Origin of the sequence: Sedimentimonas flavescens (genome assembly GCF_019264375.1) — a bacterium.
Taxonomy (GTDB): Bacteria; Pseudomonadota; Alphaproteobacteria; order Rhodobacterales; family Rhodobacteraceae; genus Rhodobacter; species Rhodobacter flavescens.
This window is the reverse complement of sequence record NZ_JAHVAI010000001.1, coordinates 236,306-256,507: the sequence shown is the minus strand read 5'-3', so window position 1 is coordinate 256,507 and position 20,202 is coordinate 236,306. Positions and strand designations below refer to the sequence as shown.

Here is a 20,202-nt window from a genome sequence, read left to right as displayed (position 1 = left end):
ATTTTTGCAAAGCCGTTTTATCTATGCAGACGTGTGTGTGTCTGGTGGAGGCTTTGCAAATTTGCGAAGTTTGCAAGGCGGGCGGATGTCTCCGCCCGCCCCTGTGTCAGCTGTAATGCGCGACCGGTGTACCGGCGATGGCGGACATGTTCAGCAGGCCGCGCGCGGTGATCGAAGGCGTGACGATATGCGCTTTGTTGCCCATGCCCATCAGAAGCGGGCCAACCTCAAGGCCGCCGGCCTTGGCCTTGAGGATGTTGCGCACGCCAGAGGCAGCGTCGGTATTGGCGAAGACCAGAACATTGGCGGTGCCTTGCAGGCGGCTGTCGGGCAGCAGGCGACCCCGAATGGCGGGATCGAGTGCGGCGTCCAGGTGCATTTCGCCCTCATAGATGAAATCGGGCTCGGCTGTGTCGAGCATCTCAAGCGCGGCGCGCATCCGGCGGGCCGAGTCGGTGTCGAGGTTGCCGAACTGGCTGTGCGAGCATAGCGCGATCTTGGGCGTCAGGCCGAAGCGGCGCACATGACGCGCGGCGCCCATCACGGTTTCGGTGATCTCCGCCGGGGTCGGCTCGTGGTGCACATGGGTGTCGGCGATGAACAGCGGCCCGTCCTCAAGGATCATCAGGCTGAGCGCGCCGACCGGGTGCAGCCCGTCATGCGCCAGCACCTGGCTGATGTAGTTGAGGTGCCACAGATACTGCCCGAAGGTGCCACAGATCATGCTGTCGGCGTCGCCGCGATGGACTGCGACCGCGCCGATGGCGGTGGTGTTGGTGCGCATGATCGCGCGCGCCAGATCGGGGGTCACGCCGCGCCGCGCCATCAGATGGTGGTAGGTTTCCCAGTAATCGCGGTAGCGCGGATCGTTCTCGGGGTTCACGATCTCAAGCTCCGAGAGCTTGAGCGGCAGGCCGGCGCGTTCGCAGCGGCGCTCGATGACCTCCGGGCGACCGATCAGGATCGGGCGGTCGGTGGTTTCCTCCATCATCGCATTCGCGGCGCGCAGGACGCGTTCGTCCTCGCCCTCGGTGAAGAGGATGCGGCGCGTCGCCGTGGCAGCGGCCTCGAAGACCGGGCGCATGAGCAGGGCCGACTTGAAGACCGAACCATCGAGCTTGCGCTTGTAGGCCGACAGATCCTCGATCGGGCGGGTGGCGACGCCGGTCTCCATCGCGGCCTTGGCCACGGCCGAGGCCACGACGCCGATCAGGCGAGGGTCGAACGGCTTCGGGATCAGGTAATCCGCACCGAAGGTCAGCTTTTCGCCGCGATAGGCAGCGGCGGCTTCGGCCGAGGTGGTGGCGCGGGCAAGCGCCGCGATCCCCTCGATACAGGCCAGCTGCATCTCGTCGTTGATGGTCGTCGCGCCCACGTCCAATGCGCCCCGGAAGATGAAGGGGAAGCACAGCACGTTATTGACCTGGTTGGGGAAGTCCGAACGCCCCGTGGCGATGATCGCCTCGGGGGCAACTTCGCGCACCTGGTCGGGCAGGATCTCGGGGGTGGGGTTGGCCAGCGCGAAGATGATCGGGCGATCGCTCATCTTGGCGACCATTTCCTTGGTCAGCACGCCGGGGCCGGAGAGGCCCAGGAACATATCCGCGCCCTCGGCTACCTGGTCGAGCGTGCGCAGATCGGTCGCCTGGGCATAGGCGGCCTTTTGCGGGTTCATGTCCACTTCGCGGCCTTCGTACACGAGGCCGTGGATGTCGCACAGCCAGACGTTCTCGCGCTTGACGCCCAGCTTGAGCAGCATGTTGAGGCAGGCGATGCCAGCCGCGCCGCCGCCGGTCGAGACAATCTTGATCTCGTCGAACTTCTTGCCCGCGATCCGCAGCGCGTTGGTCGCCGCCGCGCCCACCACGATGGCGGTGCCGTGCTGGTCGTCGTGGAAGACCGGAATATTCATCCGCTCGCGGCAGATCTTTTCGACGATGAAGCAGTCGGGGGCCTTGATGTCCTCAAGGTTGATCGCGCCGAAGGAGGGTTCCATCGCGCAGACGATCTCGGCCAGCTTTTCGGGATCGGGCTGGTCCAGTTCGATATCGAAGCAGTCGATATTGGCGAACTTCTTGAACAGGACGGCCTTGCCCTCCATGACGGGCTTTGAGGCCAGCGCGCCGATATTGCCAAGGCCCAGTACGGCGGTGCCGTTGGTGACCACGGCAACAAGGTTTCCGCGTGCGGTGTAGCGGGCCGCCGTGGCCGGATCGGCCTTGATCTCAAGGCAGGCCTCGGCCACGCCCGGAGAGTAGGCAAGACTCAGGTCGCGGCCGTTGGCCAGCGGCTTGGTCGCCCGGATTTCCAGTTTTCCGGGTTTGGGGTACTCGTGGTAGTCCAGCGCGGGATGGCGTCCCGCTTCGTGTCTTGCGTCGGTCATCAAAGCCTCCCATGGAATTGGTTTAGCCTTAAACTATTTTTTGACGTAGGGGAATAGGCTGGTAGCGCCATCACCATGGCGTGTGGCTGTGTGGGCTGTATCCCGCTTGCATCGCGCCCGCGCAGGGCGCAGGATCGGGAAAACTGAACCGCTTGGACAAATCATGCAGGAGGGAAGGCCGATGTCGCTTCTGGAGGCCGCGCGCGAAGTGCGCGAGAACGCCTACGCGCCCTATTCGCGCTTCAAGGTCGGTGCGGCGGTGCGCGGGCGCTCGGGCACGATCTACAAGGGCGTGAACGTCGAGAACGTGGCCTATCCCGAAGGCACCTGCGCCGAGGCCGGCGCGATTGCCGCGATGATTGCGGCGGGCGAGACCGAACTGATCGAAGTTGCCGTCATCGCAGACAGCCCCGCGCCGGTGCCGCCCTGTGGCGGCTGCCGTCAGAAACTGGCCGAGTTCGGACGTTCCGACGTGCCGGTGACGCTGGCCACCACCGATGGCGCACGGCTCGATACCACGATCGGCGAATTGCTGCCCGGTCGCTTCGATGTGAGCCATATGGACAGGTGCTGATGGACGCGCGTTCGGTCATCTTGGCGGTGCGCGATGGCAAGGGCCTCGCGCCCGAGGCGGCGGGCTGGTTTGCGCGTGGGCTGGCGGATGGGTCGGTCTCGGATGCGCAGGCCGGGGCCTTCGCCATGGCCGTGCTGCTGCGCGGGATCGGCACCGATGGCCGGGTGGCGCTGACCGAGGCGATGCGCGACTCGGGGCAAGTCATGACCTGGGATCTGCCCGGCCCGGTGGTGGACAAGCATTCGACCGGAGGGATCGGCGATTCCGTCTCGCTGCTGCTGGCGCCGGCGCTGGCGGCCTGCGGGGTCTATGTGCCGATGATCTCGGGGCGCGGGCTGGGGCACACCGGCGGAACGCTCGACAAGATGGAGGCGATCCCGGGCTATCGCGCGCTGCCGGGCATCGAGGCCCTGCGCCAGGTGGTCAAGGACGTGGGCTGCGCCATCGTTGGCGCGACGGACGAAATCGCCCCCGCCGACCGCCGCCTTTATGGCATTCGCGACATTTCGGGCACCGTCGAGTCGATCGATCTGATCACCGCCTCGATCCTGTCGAAGAAGCTCGCGGCCGGGCTTGGTGCGCTGGTGCTTGACGTCAAGGTGGGTTCGGGCGCGTTCATGGAGGATATCGAGGATGCCCGCGCGCTGGCGCAAAGCCTTGTGCGGACGGCGAATGACGCGGGCTGCCATACCTCGGCGCTGATCACCGACATGAGCCAGAGCCTCGGCCATTCCGCCGGCAACGCGCTGGAGGTGATCGAGGTGATGGAGACGCTGACGGGAACCTCGGTGAACGAGGCGCTGTGGGATGTGACCTCGGCGCTTGGCGGCGAGGTGCTGACGCTGGCGGGCAAGGCCGCCAATCTCGACGAGGGCGCGGCGCTGATCGACCATGCGCTGGAATCGGGTCGCGCGGCCGAGATCTTCGGGCGTATGGTTGGCGCGCTTGGTGGGCCGATGGATTTCGTCGAACGTTACCCCGACCGGCTGCCTTCGGCCCCGGTGTTCCGTATCGTTCCCAGCCCGCGTGACGGCTACGTCGCCCGCGTCAATGCGCGGGCACTGGGGGAGGCCGTCGTGCATCTGGGTGGTGGGCGGCTGGTGGGCACTGATCGCGTGAACCCCTCGGTCGGGCTGTCGGGTCTTGCCGTCATCGGCGAGGAGATGCAGCACGGCGAACCTATCGCAATGGTTCACGCCAGCACTGACGACAAGGCGGACGCCGCTGTGCAGGCCGTTCTGGCCGCCTATGAGCTGACCGGCAAGATGCCGGACGAGCCGCCGCTGATCCACGAACGCATCGGCCCGGAGGATGTGGCATGACGCGCGCTTTCCTGATCGTAATGGACAGCGTGGGTATCGGTGGGGCGCGCGATGCTGCGGGTTTCTTCAACGAGGGCCGCCCCGATACCGGCGCCAACACCGTGGGCCATATCGCGCAGGCCTGTGCTGCGGGGCGTGCCGATCTGGGGCGCACCGGGCCGCTGAGCCTTCCCGCGCTCGATACGCTTGGCCTCGGGGCGGCGGTCGAGCTTGCCTCGGGCCTCAAGGCGCCGGGGCTTGGTGCGCTGCCCAAGGGCATCTGGGGCGCCGCGACCGAGGTGTCGAAGGGCAAGGATACCCCCTCGGGGCATTGGGAACTGGCGGGCGTTCCGGTGCCGTGGGATTGGCACTATTTCACCGAGATGGAGAACAGCTTTCCCCCCGATCTGATCGCGCAGGTGGCCCGCGCGGCCGGAACCGAGGGGATCCTGGGCAATTGCCACGCCCCCGGCACCGCGATCATTGAGCGCCTCGGGGCCGAGCATATGCGCTCGGGCTGGCCGATCTGCTATACCTCGGCCGACAGCGTGTTCCAGATCGCCGCGCATGAAGAGACCTTCGGCCTTGAGCGACTGCTGACGCTGTGCAAGGAACTCGCGCCCACCTTGCACGCGATGAAGGTGGGCAGAGTCATCGCGCGGCCCTTCGTGGGAGCGCCGGGGCATTTCACTCGCACGCCCAACCGGCGTGACTTTGCCATAGCGCCGCCCGCGCCGACGCTGCTCGACTGGGCCTATGGTGCCGGGCGAGTGACCCATGCGATCGGCAAGATCGGCGATATCTTCTCGCATCGCGGGGTCAGCCATCTGCACAAGGGCAAGGGCGACGCCGACCTGATGGAGCATCTGATCCGCCTGGCCGACGAGGCCGAGGAGGGCAGCCTGACCTTCGCCAATTTCGTCGAGTTCGACAGCCTCTATGGCCACCGCCGCGACATTGCCGGATACGCCCGCGCGCTGGAGTGGTTCGACGCGGGGGCTGCGCGCTTCATGGCGCGGCTGCGCCCGGGTGATCTGGCGATCTTCACCGCCGACCATGGCAACGACCCCAGTTGGACCGGCACCGACCACACGCGCGAACGTGTGCCCGTGCTGGCCTTCGGCCCCGACCTTGCGCCGCGCTGCGTCGGGCAGGTCGGGTTTGCCGATCTGGGCGCCACGCTTGCCCATCATCTTGGCCTGACCGAACGCGGAGCAGGCCACAGCTTTCTGACCGAATGAGAATGGAACAAGGGACATGACCGACCATCTGACCGTCGTCACACATCCGCTGGTGCAGCACAAACTGACCCTCATGCGCGAGAAGGATACCTCGACCGCGTCCTTCCGCCGCCTGCTGCGCGAGATCAGCCTGCTTCTGGCCTATGAGATCACGCGCGAGATGGAGCTGACCTCGAAATGGATCGAGACGCCGCTGCAAGAGATGAAGGCCCCGATCCTTGAGGGCAAGAAACTGGCGCTGGTGTCGATCCTGCGGGCGGGCAACGGGCTGCTCGACGGTATTCTGGAACTGATCCCGGCCGCGCGCGTGGGGTTCATCGGGCTTTACCGCGACCCCGAGACGCTCAAGCCCGTGCAGTATTACTGCAAGGTGCCCGCCGAGATCGAGGACCGACTGGTGATCGTGGTCGATCCGATGCTGGCCACGGGCAACAGCTCGGTCGCGGCGATTGATCTGCTCAAGGAGAAGGGCGCCAAGAACATCCGCTTCCTGTGCTTGCTGGCCGCGCCCGAGGGCGTTGCCCGCATGAAAGAGGCCCATCCCGATGTGCCGATTGTCACTGCGGCGCTCGACGAGCGGCTGAACGATCACGGCTATATCGTGCCGGGTCTGGGCGATGCAGGCGACCGGATGTTCGGCACCAAGTAGTCCGGGCGGCTTTACTGTCCGGCCAAGCTGCGGCATCTTCCGGGGAAACCATAAGGGGGCAGAGATGAGGCTTGGGCGCGGGATTGCATCGGCGGCGATGGCGGCATTTTTCTGCAGTCCAGCGGCTTGGGCCGAAACCATCGGTCCGGCCGAACTGCCGCCACCGGGTTTCGTCGGGCGCCAATATGTCGACTCCATGGGCTGCGTCTTTCTGCTGGAAGGCGCGGGGGGCGAGGCGAAATGGGTGGCGCGCGTGACGCGCGACGGGTTGCCGCTTTGCGGCTATCCGCCGAGCCCCAAGGTCGTGGAGATCGCCGAACCGCCCGTTCAGGCTGTGCCGCCCGCGGCCTTGCCCGAGCAGGAACTGACGCTGCCCGCGGCCCCGCCGGTGTTGGCGGAACCCGCGCCCGTCGAGGTCGCCAAGCCCGCGCCTGTGAAGACCGCCGAGCCGGTGATCGAAGCACCGCGCCCCGCCAAGCCCGCCAAGAAGAAGACCCCTGTGCGCAAAGACCCGCTGGCTGGCAAATATGTGCAGGTCGGGGCCTTTGGAATTGCCCAGAACGCCGAGCGTGCCAAGGCGCGGCTGCACGCCCTCGGTCTGCCGGTCTCGACCCAGCAGGTCAGCGGGCTGACGATCGTCTTTGCCGGTCCGCTGGCGCCGGTGGAGCTGCAAGAGGCCCTGCGCGCCGTGCGCCGTGCCGGCTTCTCGGACGCTTATCTCCGCTAGATCAGTCGCAAATCTCGCGCAACGCGATCCATTGCGCGTCATCCAGAACCGGGCGCGGGGCGGGGGCGCCCTTGAACGGGTCGGCCTCGATCACCGACAGCACGCTTTCGCCCGAGGGATCGAGCGAATAGGCATAGGGGGTTGAGGAAACGCCTGCCTGTGCGAAGGCCGCAAGCAAGCTGTCGGTATCCGGCATCGCGGGCGGGTTTGCCAGCAACACCTGACCATAGCCGCGCAGCGCTGAATCGGGCAGATCGCCCGTGGTCAGCAGGCGAAAGGCCGCGCTCGCCCCGGCCCATTCGAGCAGTGTCAGCAGCGGATCCTCGCCAGCACTGGCCAGTTCTGCCGCGATGATATGCCCTGCGGCGACCTCGGGCGTATCGAGGCCCGAGATCGTATCGCGCCCGATTGCCACGACCTTGCCCGGCAGACGCCGCGCACCTTTCAGGGCCTGCGGCAAAACCACGATCTCTTCGGGGCCTGCAAGCCGCGTTCTCAGGGCATTCAACGCTCGTCGTCCTTGCCCGGTTGAGCAGGGCATTCCGGTTAGCGTGGTCAGCTCGGCCAGCACCTGATGCCCGATCTCGACGCGTTTGGCCTGCGGGGCGACCCGCGCGGCCTGTGCAATCAGCGCGCCGGGTAGCCAGAACACCGCCAGCAAACCCGCCAAGGCCAGCGTGCCCCCTGTCAGCCAGCCGCGCAGGCGCCCCGGATGCGGGCGGCGCGACTCGAGGATCGAGTGCACCCGCTCGATCGCCTCGACCATGGTCTCGTCGTCGATCTCCAACTCTTCGCCCGGCTCGTCCGAGGGGGCGTAGATTGCGGGCAGCTTGCCGGGGTTGCGCCGCACCAGTGCGGGCAGCGACCAATGCGCCAGCGCCTTGACCGAGCGGTCATCCGCAATCACCAGCGTCGCGTCACCAAAGGACACGATCACCTCTTGGCGCTGTGCCTCGGGGCTTTCACGCCAGATGCCGGGCGCTTCGAGGCGCTCGTATTGCGGGAGTGCGGTCATTTGGACCTTTGAACTGCTCTTGTTTGGCGCAGGATAGCCTAACGCGCCCCGGGGTCAATTGCGGCAAGGGATGGGAAAAGGGGGGCGCTTGGCCCCCCTTTGCAACTTTGTGCCGATCCTTGGCTCAGTCGAGCAGCTTGGCGACGGCGCGCAGCTCGAACTTCTGGATCTTGCCGGTCGAGGTTTTCGGCAGGTCCGCGAAGATAACACGCTTGGGCGTCTTGAAGCCCGCCAGTCGTTCACGGCAGAACTTGACGATCTCTTCCTCGGTGACGCTGGCGCCTTCCTTCAGCTCGATGAAGGCGCAGGGCACCTCGCCCCATTTCTCGTCGGGCTTCGCCACGACCGAGGCCAGCAGCACCGCCGGATGCGCCGCGATCACACCCTCGACCTCGACCGAGGAGACGTTCTCGCCGCCCGAAATGATGATGTCCTTGGCGCGGTCGGTGATCTTGATATAGCCATCCGGGTGCATGAAGGCGATGTCGCCCGAGTGGAACCAGCCGTCCTTGAAGGCCTCGCGGGTGGCCTCGGGGTTCTTGAAATAACCCTTCATCGTGGCGTTGCCCCGGATCACGATCTCACCTAGGTGCTGGCCGTCACGGGCGACCTCCTTGCCGTGGTCGTGGACCGTGATCTGTTCCATCATCGGCATCAGAACGCCGGTGCGGGCCTTGAGCTCCGCGCGCTCATCGCCGGTGATGCCTTCCCACTCAGGCTTCCAGGTGCATTCCGTCGCCGGGCCATAAACCTCGGTCAGGCCGTAGACCTGCGTGACGTTGAAGCCGAGCGGCTCGATCGCGGCGAGGGTCGAGGCGGGCGGCGGGGCGCCGGCGGTGAAGACCTCGACGATATGGTCGAAGGTGCGGCGGTCGGCCTCTTTGCAGTTGATGATCGTGTTGAGCACGATCGGCGCGCCGCCGAAATGGGTCACGCCATGGTCGGCGATGGCGTCGTAGATCGCCTTGGCGGTCACGTCGCGGCAGCAGACCGTGGTGCCCCCCATCATCGGCATCAGCCAGGGATGGGTCCAGCTGTTGCAATGGAACAGCGGCACGATGGTCAGCAGCACCGGGTAAAGCTGCATCCGCCAGGAAATCGCGTTGCCCATGGTTGCCAGATAGGCGCCGCGGTGGTGATAGACGACGCCCTTGGGTTTGCCCGTCGTGCCCGAGGTATAGTTCAGCGCGATGCTTTCCCATTCGTCCTGCGGCATGACCCAGTCGAACATCGGGTCGCCCATGGCGACCAGTTCCTCATACTCAAGGTAATGCCCGCCCGGCTGGAAGCCATGCTCGGGGTCCGCGACCTCAATGATCTGAGGCGGCGCGCCGTGCATCTGCTTGATCGCGGCCTCGGCCAGCTTCAGGAACTGGGTATCGACCAGCACCATCTTCGCGCCGGAATGCTCGAAGATATAGGCCACGGTGTCCACGTCGAGGCGCGTGTTGATCGCGTTCAGGATCGCACCACAGGCGGGCACGCCGAAATGCGCCTCGACCTGCGGGCCGGTGTTGGGCAGGATCGAGGCCACCACGTCGCCCGACTGAATGCCGCGCGCTTGCAGCGCCGAGGCAAGCTGGCTGACGCGGGCATGGAACTCGACATAGGTCCGGCGGACCGAGCCATAGACCAGCGCGGTGCGATCGGGGAACACCTCTAGCGCGCGGTTCAGATGCGAGAGCGGCGTCAGCGGCACATAATTCGCCGCGCATTTCTCAAGCCCCGTTTCGTCAGCCAGCCAGCCCATGGCAATCCTCCCCAGTCGCGTGAAGATGTCGGAAAAAATGTCGCTTACGGGCGCGATAATTGGCCGGGGGAAGGCGAAAGGGAAGAGGGATCAGAATCCGCGCAAGGAAGTTACGTTACGTCATGATACGTGGAAATCACACCGTGCAGGCGGCTGCCGCAATCTGTGGCTATGCCGTGCTGATCGGGTTCACCGACAACTATGTGCGTGTGATCGCTAGCGAAATCGGCCTGTGGCAGTTTCACCTGATGCGCTCGTTGATGGTGGCGGGGCTTCTGGTGATAGCGGCGCCGCTGCTTGGGCTGCGGCTGCGGCCGGTGAACCTGCGCGGAGTCGTGGCGCGCTCGGCTGTGCATGGCAGCGCGATGCTGTGCTATTTCGCGGCGCTCGGGTTCTTGCCGGTGCCGCAGGTCGCCGCCGGGCTGTTCACGGCGCCGATCTTCGTGCTTCTGATTTCGCGTTTCGCCTATGGTGAGCGGATCGGGCCGTTTCGCATCCTCGCCGTGGCCGTGGGTTTCACCGGCATCCTGCTGATCCTCGGCCCCGAGAGCGCGCGCCTTGGCCCTGCCGCCATCGTGCCGGTGATCGCGGGTGCGCTGTATGCCATGGGCAATATCGCGACACGCCGCTGGTGCCCGGGTGAGGGTGCGGTGACGCTGACGGCGGGGTTCTTCACCGCGCTTGGCATCTTCGGGGCGGTCGGGCTCGCGTTGACCTCGGCGCTGCCGCTCGAGGTGCCGCCGGGCGCGGCCGGGTTCTTGCTGCGCGGAATGACATGGGCCTCGATGCCCGTCATCTTCTGGGTCTTCGTTCAGGCGGCGGGCTCGCTGGTCGGGGTCGGGCTGATGGTGCGCGGCTACCAGCTGGCGGAACCCTCGCGCGTTGCCGTGTTCGAATATGTTGTGCTGCCCGCCGCGGCGCTTTGGGGCTGGACGCTCTGGGGCGAGATCCCCGTGGCGCGCGAATGGCTTGGCATGGCGCTGATCTGGGTCGCCGGGATGCTGATCGTGATGCGCGGGCGCTAGTGCGCATTTCCTTGCCGGGCGCCGGGTGCTAGCCTTCCCGCAGGCAAGCAGGGGAGACGATGGCGGGTCTGTTCGACGAGGAAAGCGGTCCGGGCACCGAGGATGATGGCCTGTTCGAGCGCCCCCGGTCCGGGGAAGCCGCCGACAATCCCTATGGTGCCGGGTTGGCCGAGGGCATCGCGGCGGGCACCCGTATCGCCACCGAGGACGGCTGGCGCCGGGTCGAGACGATCAACCCGGGAGAGCGTGTCCTGACCTTCGATCACGGGCCGCGCCGGGTGCAACAGATCATGCGCGCCACGCTGAGCGATGGGTGTGGCCACTGCCCGCCGCATATGCTGCCGCTTGAAATCCCGCCCGGCGTGTTGGGCAATGCCGAGGCCATGATGCTTCTGCCCGAGCAGATCGTGCTGATCGAAAGCGATCTGGCCGAGACCCTCTATGACGATCCCTTCGCTTTCATCCCCGCCGCTGCGCTTGAGGGCTATCGCGGCGCTGCGCGGATCGCGCCGCAGCAGCCCTTCGAGGTGATTTTCCTGCAGTTCGAGGATGCCGAGGTCGTTTACGCCAATGGCGCGGGGATGATCCTGTGCGGTGCGGCCGATGGAACGCCGCTCGATGCGCTGATGGAGGGGCGCGCGGATTATCGCGTCCTGCCGCTCGACAAGGCGCGGCGGCTGGTCGAAGCGCTGATCGAGGATGAGCGAGCAGAATGAAAAACGCCGGGGTACATGACCCCGGCGTTGCGATGTCTGTCCCGTAGATCAGGCGGCTTTCGCAGCCTGACCGCCGCCGAAACGGGCGTAGAAACCGTCGCCCTTGGCCGCAATATCGCGCAGAAGCGCGGGCGTTTCGAACCGCGCGCCGAACCGGGTGGTCAGGTCGTCGCAGATCTGGGCCGCGCGGGCGGCGCCAAGGATGTCGAGCCAGGCGAACGGACCGCCCGACCAGGGCGCAAAGCCCCAACCCAGGATGGCGCCCACGTCGCCTTCGCGGATGTCTTCCAGCACGCCCTGTTCGAAGGCGCGCACGGCCTCGAGCACCTGGGCCATCAGCAGGCGATGCTGCACCTCGGCCAAGTCCGGCTGTTCGGCCGCTTCGGGGTATTTCGCGGCGATGCCATCCCAGAAATCGCCACGCTTGCCAGCCTCGTCATAGGTGTAGAAGCCCGCCTTGTTCTTGCGGCCCAGGCGGTTCTGCTCGGCCATCCAGAAGACCACCTCGTCCACCGCGCCGTCGGGATAGGCATCGCCCATCGCGGCGCGGGTCGCCTTGGCGATCTTGACGCCGAGGTCGATCGAGGTCTCATCGACCAGTTGCAGCGGCCCGAGCGGCATCCCCACCAGTTTCGCCGCGTTCTCGATGAGCGTGGGCGAGACGCCCTCGGCCACCATGCGGATACCTTCGTTGAGATAGGGGATGATGCAGCGGTTGGCGTAGAAGAAGCGCGCGTCGTTGACCACGATCGGGGTCTTCTTGATCTGCCGCACGAAGTCGAGCGCCTTGGCCACGGCCACGTCGCCGGTCTGCGCGCCCTTGATGATCTCGACCAGCAGCATCTTGTCCACCGGGCTGAAGAAGTGGATGCCGATGAACTGCTCGGGGCGCGACGAGGCGCGGGCCAGCATCGAGATCGGCAGGGTCGAGGTGTTGGTGGCGAAGACCGCATTCGCAGGGATCACGGCCTCGGCCTTCGAGGTGACCTCAGCCTTGACGCCGGGGTCTTCGAACACCGCCTCGACGATCAGATCGCACCCCTCAAGCATCGCGTATTCGGTGGTGGCGAGGATGCGGCCAAGCAGCTCCGCCTTCTGCTCCTCGGTCGCTTTCTTGCGGCTGATCGCCTTGTCCATGAGGCCGGTCGAATAGGCCTTGCCTCGGTCGGCGGCCTCTTGGGCCGCGTCGATCAGCACGACCTCGATGCCCACCTTGGCCGCGACATAGGCGATACCCGCGCCCATCATGCCCGCGCCCAGGATACCCACCTTCTTTACCGTCTGGTCGGCGACCTTCGGGCGGTTCGCGCCTTTCTCCAGCGCCTCCTTGTTGATGAAGAGCGAACGGATCATCGCGGTCGACGACGGGTTCATCAGAACCGAGGTGAACCAGCGTGCCTCAATGCGCAGCGCCTGATCGAAGGGTACAAGCGCGCCTTCGTAGACAGCGCTCAGCAGCGCCTTGGCCGCCGGATAGACGCCCATGGTCTTGCCATGCACCATCGCCGAGGCGCCGACGAAGGTCATGAAGCCCGCCGGGTGATAGGGCGCGCCGCCGGGCATCTTGTAGCCCTTGGCATCCCACGGCTTCACCAGATCGGCGTCCTTGGCGTTCAGCACCCATTCCTTGGCGGCGACCAGCGGATCCTCGGCCACTTCGTCGATGATGCCGGCCGCGCGGGCCTTCTTGGGGTCGCTCAGCTTGCCTTCCAGCAGGAAGGGGGCTGCGACCATCGCGCCCATCTTGCGTGCGAGGCGGGTGGTGCCGCCCGCGCCGGGGAAAATGCCGACCATGATCTCCGGCAGGCCGATCTTGGCCTTCGGGTTGTCGGCGGCAAAGATGCGGTGCGTGGACAGCGGCAGTTCCAGCCCGATGCCAAGCGCGGTGCCGGGCAGGACGGTGGCGATCGGCTTGCCACCCTTGAGGGTCTTCGGGTCCATGCCCGCGCGTTCGATCTTGCGCAGCACGGCATGCATCTGCATCACGCCGTCGAAGATCGCCTGGGCGCCGCCCGCACGCATCTGCGCGATGACGTTCAGGTCCATGCCGCCGGCAAAATCCTTCTTGCCCGAGGTGATGACGACGCCCTTGCAGGCCTCGTCGGCCAGCGCCTTGTCGATGAAGCTGTCGAGAAGCGCGAAGCCCTCCAGGCTCATCACGTTCATCGACTTGTTCGGCACGTCCCAGGTAATGACGGCCACGCCGTCAGTGTCGAGCGCATAGGTAAAGTCAGCCATTGTTCTCTCCCTTCGGCGCGCGGTCGCGGTGCCCCGCCCAATCGCTGCCGTCTTGATAGGTGAAGCGAGCCTTGCCGCCCGCGATATGGATCTGCATGTCCACGTCGGAGTAGGTCGCCACCTCTTCGGGCGACTTGGTGCCGACGATCAGAAACTTGCCCGGCCGGTCCGAGCGGTTGACGAAGCGGTGGCCGTTCGCCACCCCCGCCTTCCACGCGGCACAATCGCCCGGGCGCATGAGGGTTTCGCCCTCGTCCTCGATCAGGGTCAGCTCTCCCTCAAGGACCATGCCGAATTCGTCCTCGCGCAGGTGCCAGTGCCGCAGCGAGGCCACGGCGCCGGGTTCCAGCGTGACGATGTTGACGCCAAACTGCGTCAGACCCGCCAGCTCGCCCAGACGGATCGAGGACCGGCCCGCCATCTGCGCGGCATAGGGCTCGGGGTAGATCGAACCCGTCTTCACGGGTGCCTTGGCGAGATCGAGTTTCGGCATCACTGCCCCTCCACAAAGGGCGAGCCGTCGCGCCGGACCAACCGCCGGGCACCGTTCTCGCGGATCAGGATCTTGTCGATCGTAGAGTAATGCACGACGTCGCTCGTCTTGCGGGTGCCCACGACCAGATAGGAACAGGGCGCATCGGAGCGGTTCTCGAGATGATGCCCGTTCGCCACGCCTGCGGGCCAGCAGCAGGCATCGCCCGGTCCGATCGCGGCCTCGCCCGCATCCTCGATCACCGTCGCCTCGCCCGACAGCATGTAGAGGAATTCGTCTTCCTCCTCGTGCCAGTGACGGTCGGACGAGCGAGCGCCGGGTTCGAGGGTCTCGACGAAGGCGCCGAACTGCGTGAGCCCACCGCTGTCGGAATACAGCAGCGCCTCAAACTGTCCGAGGGCGGCCGCCTGCGCGGGCGTGCCCCGGTCGATCTGCGCATCTGCTTTGCGAATGATCATGGCTCAGATGCGCTCGATGATGGTGGCCGCGCCCATGCCCGATGCGATGCACAGGGTGGCAAGGCCGGTGGACAGGTCGCGGCGCTCCAGCTCGTCCAGCAGGGTGCCGATGATGATCGCGCCGGTGGCGCCAAGCGGGTGCCCCATGGCCATCGCGCCGCCGTTGACGTTGACCCTGTCGGGCGAGACGTCGAAGGCCTGCATGAAGCGCAGAACGACCGAGGCGAAGGCTTCGTTCACCTCGAACAGGTCGATGTCGCCGATCGACATGCCGCTGTCGCGCAGGATCTTCTCGGTCACCGGAACCGGGCCGGTCAGCATGATCGTCGGATCGGTACCGATCTTGGCAGTGGCGCGGATGCGCGCGCGCGGCTTGAGGCCGTGGGCCTCGCCGAATTCCTTGTTGCCGATCAGCACGGCCGCCGCGCCATCCACGATACCCGACGAGTTGCCCGCGTGATGGATGTGGTTGACGTGGCTCAGATGCGGGTATTTCAGCATCGCAACCTTGTCGAAGCCCGGCATCACTTCGCCCATGTCCTTGAACGAGGCTTTCAGCTTGGCGAGGTCTTCGACCTGCGTGCCGGGACGCATGTATTCGTCGTGGTCAAGGATGACGACGCCGTTCTGATCGACCACCGGCACGATGGACTTGGCAAAGCGGTTCTCAGCCCAGGCTTCGGCGGCGCGGCGCTGCGATTCAACGGCCAGCGCGTCGGCCTGCTCGCGGGTGAAACCGTATTCGGTAGCGATGATATCGGCCGAGATGCCTTGCGGCACGAAATAGGTCTTCATCGCAAGGCTCGGGTCAACGGCGATCGCCGCGCCGTCCGAGCCCATGGCCACGCGGCCCATCATCTCGACGCCGCCGGCGATATAAGCCTGACCCGCGCCGCCCTTGACCTGGTTGGCGGCCAGATTCACGGCCTCCATGCCCGAGGCGCAGAAACGGTTGATCGACAGGCCCGGAATACGCTCGTCCAGGTTCGACAGCAGCACGGCCGAGCGGGCGAGGCAGCCGCCCTGTTCGCCAACCTGGGTGACGTTGCCCCAGATCACATCCTCGACGGCGTGGCCCTCAAGGCCGTTCCGCTCCTTGACGGCGTTCAGCAGCCGCGCCGAGAGCGCGACCGAGGTTACCTCGTGCAGGCTGCCGTCCGGGCGGCCCTTGCCGCGCGGGGTCCGGCAGGCGTCGTAGATATAGGCTTCGGTCATCTTTCCTCCTCAGGCCCGGTCCGCAGGGTTGCCGGGCATCATGTCGTAAGGGTGTTTCCATCCGGGCAGCGCCGCGATGCGGTCGAGCCATGCCGAAATGGCGGGGAAATTCGTCCGCTCGAACCCGAAGGGCTCGGGGTAATAAAGATAGCCGCAGCAGGCCGTATCGGCGAGGGTGGGGGCATCGCCCGCCATCCAGTCGCGGCTTTCGAGGTGGCGCTCCAGCGTCTTGAGGGCGGCCTGAGCGCGCCCCGACAGCCACTGGATCGCGGCCTGCGGGCGCTTTTCCTCGGGCAGGAAGTTCATCATGAACCGCAGCGCGCCGAATTGCGAGCTGCCCTTGTGGTTGTCCCAAAACAGCCAGCGCAGGATCTCGTTGCGGTCGCCCTCCATCAGCTTGCCGGTCTTCTCGGCGATATGCATCTGGATCAGGCCCGACTGGGTCAGCGTCACGTCGCCCTCGACGAAGACGGGCGCCTCGCCCATCTCGTTGAGCGCGAGATACTCGGGCGAGCGCGTCTCGCCCCGGAAGAAATCGACGAAGACGGGCTCCCAGTCATAGCCCGCAAGGGTCATCGTCAGCGCCGCCTTGTAGGCATTGCCGGACTCGCCAAAGCAGTAGAGTTTCGCCGTCATCCTCAGTCCTCCCGGCCCGAACGCGTCGGGCTCAACTATAGTTGTTCGACGTTGACGCGCAGGTAAAGACCTGCAGGGGGAAGTTGCGTAACGTCACGAGACGAAATGACCGCACGTCGCGGTGTGCGGTGAGTGGATCAGGCCTTGCGATCCTCCAGTTCGGCCTTGAACAGGCGCAGCCGGGCGGCAAGGTTTTCGTGATGCGTGACCGAGTTGAAATGCTCGAACAGGAAGCACAGCGACTCGTCCGGGCTCAGGCCCGCTTCGGCCGCGAAGCGGTGCAAAGTGCGGTAGGCGTCGTTCGTCAGTGCGACGGGAAAGCGGCGGGTCATGCGCAGGCGCTTGGGCATCAGGCGTCCTTCGATTGGTGGGAAATCACGTCGCGCTCAACAGTCGGCGCGCCGGGGATGTCCAGCCCGGCAAGCCAGTCGTGTCGCCCCTCGATCCCCCATTGTCGCACGGGGCGGAAGGGCACCGTCGGCGGTATCGAGCCCGAGGTAAGCTCGACCCACTGTCCGGCGGTCTGGCGATAGAAAAGGGGAGTGCCGCAGGCCGGGCAATAGCCGCGCTCGGCGATGTTCGACGAGGCGAAGACGCCCGGCGTGCCATGCCAGGTGACCCGATCGGCGGCGACCTTCAAGAGCGCGGCGAAGGGGCTGCCGGTGGCGCGCTGGCACATCCGGCAATGGCAGATCGAGGCAAAGGAAGGGCCGGGCGCCACATCGTAGCGCACGGCCCCACATTGGCAGCCGCCGGAAAAGGCCGGAAGGGTCTGCCAGTCTTTCTCAAGGTTCATGAAATCCTCCGGGGCGGGAACCGTCCGCGCCCCGAAAGCTTAGAACTGATCGACGGAAAGCGCCATCACCGGATCGGCCCCGGATTCGATCCGCGCAAGGTGCATCGCGCAGGCCGGAAGCTGGCGCGCCATGTAGTAGCGGCCGGTGGCGATCTTGCCCTCGTAGAAGGCCTTGTCAGACGCCCCGGCATCCAGCGCCGCATGGGCCGCCGCTGCCATCCGCGTCCACATCAGACCAAGGCAGACATGGCCCATCAGGTGCATGAAGTCGTAGCTGCCCGAAAGCGCCGCGTTGGGGTTTTTCATGCCGCTTTGCATGAAGAACATGGCCGAGGACTGAAGCTGCTTCGAGGCAGCTTTCAGCGCGTCGGTGAAGGGCTTCATGCGTTCATCCGCGTCATGCGCCTTGCACTCGGCCTTGATCATCTCGAAGAAGGCCATGACATGCTTGCCGCCGTCCTGCGCCAGCTTGCGGCCCACGAGGTCCAGCGCCTGCACGCCGTTCGCGCCTTCGTAGATCATCGTGATCCGGGCATCGCGCGCGAATTGCGACATGCCCCATTCCTCGATGTAGCCATGGCCGCCATAGACCTGCTGCGCGAGCACGGTCGTCTCGAAGCCCTTGTCGGTCAGGAAACCCTTGATGACCGGCGTCATCAGCGAGATCAGCCCCTCGGCGTCGTCGTCGCCCGATTTATGCGCGCGGTCGATCAGCGAGGCGCCCCAGAAGGTGAAGGCGCGGGCGCCTTCGAGGAAGCTTTTCTGATCCATCAGCGAGCGGCGGATGTCGGGATGCACGATCAGCGGATCGGCCGGGCCGTTGGGGTTCTCGGTGCCGGTGACGGCGCGGCCCTGCAGGCGGTCCTTGGCATAGGCGAGCGCGTTCTGATAGGCGGCCTCGGCCACGGCGTAGCCTTGCAGGCCCACACCCAGACGCGCCTCGTTCATCATGGTGAACATCGCGCGCATGCCCTTGTGCAGATCGCCAAGCAGCCAGCCCGTCGCCCCGTCGTAATTCATCACGCAGGTCGAGTTGCCGTGGATGCCCATCTTCTCTTCGATCTTGCCGACAGAGACCGCGTTGCGCGCCCCAAGCGAGCCATCCTCGTTCACCAGGAACTTCGGCACGATGAAGAGCGAGACGCCCTTGGTGCCCTCGCCGCCGCCCGGCGCCTTGGCCAGCACCAGGTGGATGATGTTTTCCGCCAGATCGTGATCGCCCGCCGAGATGAAGATCTTCTGCCCGGTGACCTTGTAGCTGCCGTCGTCCTGCGGCTCGGCCTTGGTGCGCATCATGCCCAGATCGGTGCCGCAATGCGGCTCGGTCAGGTTCATGGTGCCGGTCCATTCGCAGGACACCATCTTGGGCAGATACTTGGCCTTCTGCTCATCGGTGCCATGGGCATGGATCGCCGAATAGGCGCCATGCGTCAGGCCCTGATACATGTTGAAGGCCATGTTGGCCGAGACGAACATCTCGCCCACGGCGCAGTTGAGCAGGTAGGGCATGCCCTGGCCGCCGAAGTCGGGGTCGCAATCGAGTGCGGTCCATCCCCCGTCCTTCATCGCCTCGAAGGCCGCGTCGAACCCCTTGGGCGTGCGCACGATGCCGTTTTCCAGCACGCAACCCTCGGTGTCGCCCACGACGTTGAGCGGCGCCAATACCTCGGTGGAGACCTTGGCCGCGGCATCCAGCACGGCGTCGGTGAAATCGCGGTCCATTTCCTCATAGCCGGGGATGCCGGCCTCCGAGATTTTCAGGACCTCATGCAGCACGAACTGCATGTCCTTGGTATTGGCGGTATAGCTGGGCATTTCTCTCTCCCTGAGTCACCTTGTTCAGGCGGCGGAAGACTCCGGGTTCTGCCCGGCCAGCTCCCGCTCGCCCCATTCGATCTGTTCCTGCAACTCGGCAATTGCCTCGCCAAGTTCGTCGCGTTGCCGCGTCATTTCCTCTTTGCGCCGACGCGCCACCTTGAGCGTCTCGGCAAGCTGCGTCTTCTGCTGGTCGCCCATCGAATACATGTCGAGCAACTGGCGGATGTCTTCGAGGCTGAAGCCGAAGCGCTTGCCGCGCAGGATCAGTTTCAGCCGCGCCCGGTCGCGCCGGGTAAAGAGCCGCTTTTGCCCTTCACGGATTGGGAACAGCAGTTCCTTGCTTTCGTAGAACCGTAGTGTGCGCGGCGTTACATCGAACGCGTCACACATCTCTCGGATCGTCATCACCTCTTCACTCATTGCACGAGCCTCTCGTTGTCTTGACGTAACGTTGAGGCGGCAGATTCAATTTCCACCCCCACATTACAAGCTAAGTTGACCTTAACGTCACTATAACGTGGCGTCACAAATTCTCTGACGTAATGTCAGTTCAAATTGACGTAGGGGTAAAGAAATTTTCGAACCCCGCGCGGTTATGGCGCAGGGTGCGTGGGGTCGGAATAAGCCCCAGGGTCAACTTTGATTCGAAGCGCTTTGAGCGTCAGGAATCAAGCGTTTTCGCGACATCGTCGCGCAATTGCTTGAGGTCGGCGATGGTCACTTCCAGCTCATCGCGCTCTTTGCGCAGCACATCGAGCTGCCGGTCGGCCAGTTCGATCCAGACCCGGTTCTGCTCTTCCGTGCCTTTCTGATCGTAGATCAGCAGCCACTGGCGCAGCTCTTCCAGAGAGAAGCCGAAACGGCGGCCGCGCAGGATCAGGGTCATCCGTGCGATCTCGCGCGCGCCATAAAAACGTGAGCGACCAGACTTTTGCGGCGAGAGCAGCTCGATATACTCGTAATACCGGAGCGTGCGCGGGGTCACATCGAAACGTGCGCACATCTCTTTGAAGCTCAGAACATCCGCCATCGGTTCCTCCCTACGTGAGGGCAAGCTATCCGGTGACACCTTTGTCTTCAACTGGCTTTGCGGCCCGGACCGAGGGGCGCAAAGGCCAAATGCCGCTACGGCACTGCGCGACCTGCTTGCCTGTGTCAAAGAGGCGC

The 20,202-nt window shown here is 65.3% G+C and carries 20 protein-coding genes; 7 read left to right on the top strand and 13 right to left on the bottom strand.

From position 1 onward, the window contains the following. Positions 1-106: 106 nt before the first annotated feature. Positions 107-2,383: an NADP-dependent malic enzyme gene (locus KTQ37_RS01360; protein WP_218628668.1), complete on the bottom strand. Its 2,277-nt coding sequence runs from the start codon at positions 2,381-2,383 to the stop codon at positions 107-109. 181 nt (positions 2,384-2,564) lie between these two features. Between KTQ37_RS01360 and KTQ37_RS01355 the strand changes: the two genes are divergently transcribed. The 5 genes from KTQ37_RS01355 (at position 2,565) to KTQ37_RS01335 (ending at position 6,875) form a co-directional block, all read left to right on the top strand. Further along, the gene (locus KTQ37_RS01355; protein WP_218628667.1) at positions 2,565-2,957 is read left to right on the top strand and encodes a cytidine deaminase; all 393 of its coding nucleotides are present in this window, start codon (positions 2,565-2,567) and stop codon (positions 2,955-2,957) included. Continuing rightward, the gene (locus KTQ37_RS01350) at positions 2,957-4,279 is read left to right on the top strand and encodes a thymidine phosphorylase (RefSeq protein WP_218628666.1); all 1,323 of its coding nucleotides are present in this window, start codon (positions 2,957-2,959) and stop codon (positions 4,277-4,279) included. The genes KTQ37_RS01355 and KTQ37_RS01350 overlap by 1 nt, the downstream gene beginning before the upstream one ends. Further along, entirely contained in the window at positions 4,276-5,499 is a 1,224-nt protein-coding gene (locus KTQ37_RS01345) for a phosphopentomutase (RefSeq protein ID WP_218628665.1), read from the top strand. The genes KTQ37_RS01350 and KTQ37_RS01345 overlap by 4 nt, the downstream gene beginning before the upstream one ends. Before the next feature lie 16 nt (positions 5,500-5,515). Continuing rightward, on the top strand, positions 5,516-6,148 hold the full coding sequence (gene upp, locus KTQ37_RS01340; protein WP_218628664.1) for a uracil phosphoribosyltransferase: 633 nt from the start codon (positions 5,516-5,518) through the stop codon (positions 6,146-6,148). Positions 6,149-6,212: 64 nt separating this feature from the next. Next, positions 6,213-6,875, top strand: coding sequence for an SPOR domain-containing protein (locus tag KTQ37_RS01335; protein ID WP_218628663.1), 663 nt, complete (start codon positions 6,213-6,215; stop codon positions 6,873-6,875). Position 6,876: 1 nt separating this feature from the next. Here KTQ37_RS01335 and KTQ37_RS01330 read toward each other — a convergent pair whose 3' ends face one another. Then, complete coding sequence (locus KTQ37_RS01330; protein WP_218628662.1) at positions 6,877-7,890, bottom strand: hypothetical protein; 1,014 nt, start codon at positions 7,888-7,890, stop codon at positions 6,877-6,879. Positions 7,891-8,014: 124 nt separating this feature from the next. After that, positions 8,015-9,640 carry an AMP-binding protein gene (locus KTQ37_RS01325; RefSeq protein ID WP_218628661.1) on the bottom strand — a complete coding sequence of 542 codons (1,626 nt, stop codon included), beginning with the start codon at positions 9,638-9,640 and terminating at the stop codon, positions 8,015-8,017. A 122-nt stretch (positions 9,641-9,762) separates the two neighbouring features. On the opposite strand from KTQ37_RS01325, the gene KTQ37_RS01320 reads away from it, so the two are divergent. Both KTQ37_RS01320 and KTQ37_RS01315 read left to right on the top strand, forming a co-directional pair. Beyond that, positions 9,763-10,665: a DMT family transporter gene (locus KTQ37_RS01320; protein WP_218628660.1), complete on the top strand. Its 903-nt coding sequence runs from the start codon at positions 9,763-9,765 to the stop codon at positions 10,663-10,665. A 59-nt stretch (positions 10,666-10,724) separates the two neighbouring features. Further along, entirely contained in the window at positions 10,725-11,381 is a 657-nt protein-coding gene (locus KTQ37_RS01315; RefSeq protein WP_218628659.1) for a Hint domain-containing protein, read from the top strand. Between the two features lie 48 nt (positions 11,382-11,429). Here KTQ37_RS01315 and KTQ37_RS01310 read toward each other — a convergent pair whose 3' ends face one another. From KTQ37_RS01310 to KTQ37_RS01265, 10 genes are all read right to left on the bottom strand, one after another. Continuing rightward, positions 11,430-13,619: a 3-hydroxyacyl-CoA dehydrogenase NAD-binding domain-containing protein gene (locus KTQ37_RS01310; RefSeq protein WP_218628658.1), complete on the bottom strand. Its 2,190-nt coding sequence runs from the start codon at positions 13,617-13,619 to the stop codon at positions 11,430-11,432. Further along, entirely contained in the window at positions 13,612-14,112 is a 501-nt protein-coding gene (locus tag KTQ37_RS01305; RefSeq protein ID WP_218628657.1) for a cupin domain-containing protein, read from the bottom strand. Before KTQ37_RS01305 ends, KTQ37_RS01310 begins: the two co-directional genes overlap by 8 nt. Beyond that, positions 14,112-14,570 carry a cupin domain-containing protein gene (locus KTQ37_RS01300; protein ID WP_218628656.1) on the bottom strand — a complete coding sequence of 153 codons (459 nt, stop codon included), beginning with the start codon at positions 14,568-14,570 and terminating at the stop codon, positions 14,112-14,114. The genes KTQ37_RS01305 and KTQ37_RS01300 overlap by 1 nt, the downstream gene beginning before the upstream one ends. Before the next feature lie 3 nt (positions 14,571-14,573). Beyond that, positions 14,574-15,785 (bottom strand): acetyl-CoA C-acetyltransferase, encoded by a 1,212-nt coding sequence (locus tag KTQ37_RS01295; protein WP_218628655.1) that lies wholly within the window; start codon positions 15,783-15,785, stop codon positions 14,574-14,576. 9 nt (positions 15,786-15,794) lie between these two features. Next, positions 15,795-16,421 carry a glutathione S-transferase family protein gene (locus KTQ37_RS01290; RefSeq protein WP_218628654.1) on the bottom strand — a complete coding sequence of 209 codons (627 nt, stop codon included), beginning with the start codon at positions 16,419-16,421 and terminating at the stop codon, positions 15,795-15,797. A 137-nt stretch (positions 16,422-16,558) separates the two neighbouring features. After that, complete coding sequence (locus KTQ37_RS01285) at positions 16,559-16,771, bottom strand: hypothetical protein (protein WP_218628653.1); 213 nt, start codon at positions 16,769-16,771, stop codon at positions 16,559-16,561. After that, positions 16,771-17,217, bottom strand: a complete 447-nt coding sequence (locus KTQ37_RS01280; RefSeq protein WP_218628652.1) for a GFA family protein — start codon at positions 17,215-17,217, stop codon at positions 16,771-16,773. The genes KTQ37_RS01285 and KTQ37_RS01280 overlap by 1 nt, the downstream gene beginning before the upstream one ends. Positions 17,218-17,256: 39 nt before the next feature. Continuing rightward, positions 17,257-19,032 (bottom strand): acyl-CoA dehydrogenase C-terminal domain-containing protein, encoded by a 1,776-nt coding sequence (locus KTQ37_RS01275; protein ID WP_218628651.1) that lies wholly within the window; start codon positions 19,030-19,032, stop codon positions 17,257-17,259. A 24-nt stretch (positions 19,033-19,056) separates the two neighbouring features. Beyond that, entirely contained in the window at positions 19,057-19,455 is a 399-nt protein-coding gene (locus KTQ37_RS01270) for a MerR family transcriptional regulator (protein ID WP_218628650.1), read from the bottom strand. 241 nt (positions 19,456-19,696) lie between these two features. Continuing rightward, the gene (locus KTQ37_RS01265) at positions 19,697-20,065 is read right to left on the bottom strand and encodes a MerR family transcriptional regulator (protein WP_218628649.1); all 369 of its coding nucleotides are present in this window, start codon (positions 20,063-20,065) and stop codon (positions 19,697-19,699) included. Positions 20,066-20,202 lie beyond the last annotated feature (137 nt).